This is a genomic window from Delftia sp. ASV31, assembly GCF_016428765.1.
GTDB lineage: Bacteria > Pseudomonadota > Gammaproteobacteria > Burkholderiales > Burkholderiaceae_C > Comamonas > Comamonas acidovorans.
On sequence record NZ_JAELTK010000160.1, the window covers coordinates 1 to 4,563 of the forward strand.

Here is a 4,563-nt window from a genome sequence, read left to right on the forward strand (position 1 = left end):
GGTGAAGGGAAAGCGGGCCAGGTCGGACAGCGTGCGCAGGTCGGACGGGTGCACGCCCTTCTCGTCGAACGCGCGGCGGTAGTGCGGCACATGGTCGTAGGCGTGCTGCAGCGACCAGCGCAGGCGCAGCAGCTGCAGCGAGGCGATCTCGTCGCGGCTGGCGGTTTCGATGGGGTCGAGTTCGCCGGGGGCGGGGCGCTGCAGGGACATGGCGGACCTCTTCAGGCGGGCTCTGTCAGGCCGGGCACGGTGGGCCGGCCCTTGAAGCTGTGCGAGCGGCCACGGAACAGCGCGATCACTTCCTGGCGCTGGTTGGTGACCTGCACGTCATAGACGCCGGTGCGGCCTGCGCGCGAGACTTCGCGGGCCTGGGCCGTGAGCACGTCGCCGGGCCGGCCGGGCGCGACGAAGTCCACGCTCAGGCCCGAGGCCACCGTCATCTCGTTGCGCGCATTGCAGGCATAGGCAAAGGCCGTGTCGGCCAGCGCCGTGATGAAGCCGCCGTGGCAGATGTCGAAGCCGTTGAGCATGTCGTCGCGCACGGCCATCTCCATGCGCGCCGCGCCGGGGGCGATGTCCGTGATGCGCAGGCCCAGGCCTTGCGCGGCGCGGTCGCGTGCCAGCATGCCGTCGCGCACCTGTTCGGCCAGGCGCTGTGCGGCTTCGTCCGGGGTGTGGGTGTCTTGCATGGCGCCGCTCCTCAACGGTCCGAGAACACGGCAGCCCGCTTGCCCAGGAAGGCGGCCACGCCTTCCTGGTAGTCGTGGGCCGCGCCCAGCTGGCCCTGCTGGCGCGCCTCGCGCGTGAGCGCATGTTCGTAGTCCAGCAGTTGGGCAGAGTCCATGGCCTCCCGTGTGCGCGCCAGGGCCCGCACGGGCATGGCGGCCAGGCGCTGGGCCAGGGCCTGGGCCTCGCTGCGCAAATCGGCATCTTCCACGCAGCGCCAGATCAGGCCGATGCGTTCGGCCTCGGCCGCAGGCAGCTTGTCGCCCAGCAGTGCAAGGCCCAGGGCGCGCGCACGGCCCACCAGGCGCGGCAGCAGCCAGGTGCCGCCGCAGTCGGGCACCAGGCCGATCTTGGCAAAGGCCTGGATGAAGCTGGCCGAGCGCGCGGCCAGCACCAGGTCGCAGGCCAGCGCGATATTGGCGCCCGCGCCTGCGGCCACGCCATTGACGGCGGCCACCACGGGCACGGGCATGGACTTGAGCCGCAGGCACAGCGGCTGGTAGCGGCGCTCGATCAGGTCGCCCAGGTTCTGGTCGGGCGCCGCCTCGGGGTCGGACAGGTCCTGGCCCGCGCAAAAGCCGCGCCCTGCGCCCGTGAGCACCACGCAGCGCACCGTGGCATCGCCGGCGGCCTGCTCCAGGGCCGAAAGCAGCTGCTCGTGCAGTTGCGCATTGAAGCTGTTGAGCGCGTCGGGGCGGTTCAGCACCAGGGTGCGGACGGCGTCTTGCTGCTCAACCAGAACCAGCGATGGGGGCATGAAAGTCTCCGTGGCCTGTCTGCCGTCTTTATGCGGCAGATCAAACATAATTTACCGAATGGTCGGTAAATGTTAGTCGCCAGACCCTTTCCACCACAAGCGCCCAGGCACCGAGGAAACCCCTAGGCCCCATGAAAAATGACCCCCACGCTGCCCCCGAGGGGGCGTTTTTCATCTTGGGGCGGCCCGGCGATGAAAAAAGGCCCGTACGGGCCATTTTCTTGAAGGTTCAGGGCTTGAAACCCGAGCGCTGCACCACCGGCGTCCACTGCGCGCGGTAGGCCTTGAGCATCTCGGCCGTCTGCGCGCTGCTGCTGGAGACCGGGGTCAGCCGGCTGGCCTCGAATTTCTGGCGCGTGTCGGGCTCCTTCATGATCTCCTGCACCATGCGCGACAGGCGCTCGGCAACGTCGGGCGCCATGCTCTGAGGCGCGAACAAGGTGTTCCAGCCCATGCCCGACAGGTTCAGGCCCGATTCCTTGAGCGTGGGTATGTCCGGCGCCATGGTGCTGCGGCGCTCGCCCGACACGGCCAGCACGCGGATCTTGCCGGCCTCGTGCTGGGGCAGCAGCACGTCGAAGGTGTCGATGGCCAGCGGCACCTGGCCGCCCACCAGGTCGGTCAGCAGCGGGGCCGAGCCCTTGTAGCCCACGGTTTCGGTCCGGACCTTGGCGGCCTCGCCCAGCATCAGCGAGAAGAAGTGCGGCAGGCTGCCCGTGGCCGGCACGCCCACGTTGGCCTGCTGCGGATTGGCACGCAGCCAGGCCAGCAGGTGCGACAGCTGCCTGACGGGCACGGCACTGGCCACGGCCACGCCGAATTCGTAGCGATTGACCTCGCTGACCGGGCGGAAGTCCTTGTCGGGGTCGTAGCCCGAGTCGGGGAACACCAGGGGCGCCACCAGCATCACGGCCGGGTTTGCCAGCAGCAGCGCGGGCTGGGAGGCCGGCGCGTTCTTCACATACTGGGCCGACAGGCGTCCGCCCGCGCCGGGCTTGTTCTCCACCACCACGGGCGAGCCCACGCGCGCCTGCAGCTTGTCGGCCACAATGCGCGCCACGCGGTCGGTGGCGCCACCGGGCGGGTAGCCCACGACGATGCGCAGCGGCGCCTTGCCCGGAAACAGCGGCTCGGCCGCCGTGGCACTTCCAGCCAGCCAGCTGGCGGCCGAAACAGCCGGTGCCAGGGCCAGGATCTGGGTCAGGGTTCTTCGCTGCATCGCAAACTCTCTCCTTGCATGGACGGATTCCCGTGCGGAACGCACGCCGCACAATGTAGCGGCCTCAAAAAGCCCGTTGCCGCCGATATTGACCAGGGTTAACCCGAGGCAAGACGCCCTGCGCCGCTCGGGCATCGCGACAGCCTGGCGAAGCCGACTCGGCGACAATCGCCCACCATGAGCTTCGCCCCCCTGACCAACGACACCTTCCTGCGCGCCTGCCGGCGCCAGGCCACCGACTACACGCCGCTGTGGCTGATGCGCCAGGCGGGCCGCTATCTCCCCGAATACAAGGCCACGCGCGCCCGGGCCGGCAGCTTCATGGGCCTGGCCACCAACGTGGACTACGCCACCGAGGTCACACTGCAGCCTCTGGAGCGCTTCCCGCTGGACGCGGCCATCCTGTTCTCCGACATCCTGACCGTGCCCGACGCCATGGGCCTGGGCCTGTCCTTTGCCGAAGGCGAAGGCCCGCGCTTTGCCAAGGTGGTGCGCGACGAGGCCGCCGTGGCCGAGCTGGCCGTGCCCGACATGGACAAGCTGCGCTATGTGTTCGACGCCGTGACCAGCATCCGCCGCGCGCTCGATGGCCGCGTGCCGCTGATCGGCTTCTCGGGCAGCCCCTGGACCCTGGCCTGCTACATGGTCGAGGGCAAGGGCAGCGACGACTACCGCCTGGTCAAGAGCCTGATGTATGCGCGCCCCGACCTGATGCACCGCATCCTGGCCATCAACGCCGACAGCGTGGCCGCCTACCTCAACGCCCAGATCGATGCGGGCGCCCAGGCCGTGATGGTGTTCGACAGCTGGGGCGGCGTGCTGGCCGACGGCGCCTTCCAGGAATTCAGCCTGGCCTATACCAAGCGCGTGCTGGCCGGACTCAAGCGCACGGGCGTCGATGGGCAGGACGTGCCGCGCATCGTCTTCACCAAGGGCGGCGGCATCTGGCTGCCCGACATGAAGGACCTGGACTGCGAGGTGCTGGGCCTGGACTGGACGGCCAACCTGGCCCGCGCCCGCGCCATCGTCGGGGGCGAGGTGGGCGGACCCGGCAAGGCGCTGCAGGGCAACATCGACCCCAATGTGCTGTTCGCACCGCCCGAGCGCGTGGCCGAGCAGGCGCGCGCCGTGCTCGACAGCTTCGGCGCCCCGCACACCGACAGGACCACCACGGGTCCCACGCACATCTTCAACCTGGGCCACGGCATCAGCCAGTTCACGCCGCCCGAGCATGTGGCGGCCCTGGTGGAGACCGTGCACAGCCATTCGCGCGCCCTGCGCCAGCGCTGAGCGAGCCGCCTCCCCGCCTGCCGCTTCTCCCGAACCCCAGGGCCGGACGCCAGCGCAGCGCCGGCCCCTGCCGGGGCCGCCAACGGCCCGGCAAGGCCCCGCTGTCCACAAGCCGGGTACCCGACAGCCGCTTGCTGCACAAGATGGCCACAGACCATCTTATGCACAGAAAAATCCGAGCGAGGCCCTAGGAGTTGCAGTTGTCATCCGCGCCTGCACGCCGGCGACATATCGATATAAGCCATTGTTTTTGAATAATTTTTTTGATAGCAACATTTTCAGCATGCACCGATTGGCAAGGCCGGATAAGCAGGTGCATGCCCATAGATCCGAATAATCCCCACAAAGTTATCCACAGAAATTGACGATATACCCAGAAACCCGCAGTCACCGGCCGGGGCGTCTGGTGTAGAACGCCGCACCCAGGCTCCGGGCAGCGCCAAAGGCTTATGCTTGGCGGCTTGGTTGCCGCAGGCCCTGCCGTGCGGCGCCCGCGTTTTCAGGCCCCGCTTTCCCCGCATTCGCATGTCCCTCCCCGCCCACACCGTCCATGTCGCCGTCCAGACGCCGG

Annotated in this window: 4 protein-coding genes and 1 pseudogene; 1 reads left to right on the plus strand and 4 read right to left on the minus strand. The window is 68.8% G+C overall.

The window, feature by feature from the left end; genetic code table 11:
* The 4 genes and pseudogenes from JHD82_RS28505 to JHD82_RS28520 all read right to left on the minus strand — a co-directional run.
* Window positions 1-210 (minus strand): annotated as a pseudogene (locus JHD82_RS28505) (phenylacetate--CoA ligase); the annotation flags it as partial.
* Between the two features lie 11 nt (window positions 211-221).
* Window positions 222-689 carry a hydroxyphenylacetyl-CoA thioesterase PaaI gene (gene paaI / locus JHD82_RS28510; RefSeq protein ID WP_034397981.1) on the minus strand — a complete coding sequence of 156 codons (468 nt, stop codon included), beginning with the start codon at window positions 687-689 and terminating at the stop codon, window positions 222-224.
* 11 nt (window positions 690-700) lie between these two features.
* The gene (locus JHD82_RS28515) at window positions 701-1,483 is read right to left on the minus strand and encodes an enoyl-CoA hydratase-related protein (RefSeq protein ID WP_012202500.1); all 783 of its coding nucleotides are present in this window, start codon (window positions 1,481-1,483) and stop codon (window positions 701-703) included.
* 229 nt (window positions 1,484-1,712) lie between these two features.
* Window positions 1,713-2,702 (minus strand): tripartite tricarboxylate transporter substrate-binding protein, encoded by a 990-nt coding sequence (locus JHD82_RS28520; RefSeq protein WP_063327655.1) that lies wholly within the window; start codon window positions 2,700-2,702, stop codon window positions 1,713-1,715.
* 177 nt (window positions 2,703-2,879) lie between these two features.
* Between JHD82_RS28520 and hemE the strand changes: the two genes are divergently transcribed.
* On the plus strand, window positions 2,880-3,992 hold the full coding sequence (gene hemE, locus JHD82_RS28525) for a uroporphyrinogen decarboxylase (RefSeq protein ID WP_043824322.1): 1,113 nt from the start codon (window positions 2,880-2,882) through the stop codon (window positions 3,990-3,992).
* The last annotated feature ends 571 nt before the right edge of the window (window positions 3,993-4,563 follow it).

Bases quoted from the DNA above. Each gene is read 5' to 3' on its own strand.
- hemE (WP_043824322.1), top strand. From the start codon at position 2,880: ATGAGCTTCGCCCCCCTGACCAACGACACCTTCCTGCGCGCCTGCCGG.
- JHD82_RS28520 (WP_063327655.1), bottom strand. From the start codon at position 2,702: ATGCAGCGAAGAACCCTGACCCAGATCCTGGCCCTGGCACCGGCTGTT.
- paaI (WP_034397981.1), bottom strand. From the start codon at position 689: ATGCAAGACACCCACACCCCGGACGAAGCCGCACAGCGCCTGGCCGAA.
- JHD82_RS28515 (WP_012202500.1), bottom strand. From the start codon at position 1,483: ATGCCCCCATCGCTGGTTCTGGTTGAGCAGCAAGACGCCGTCCGCACC.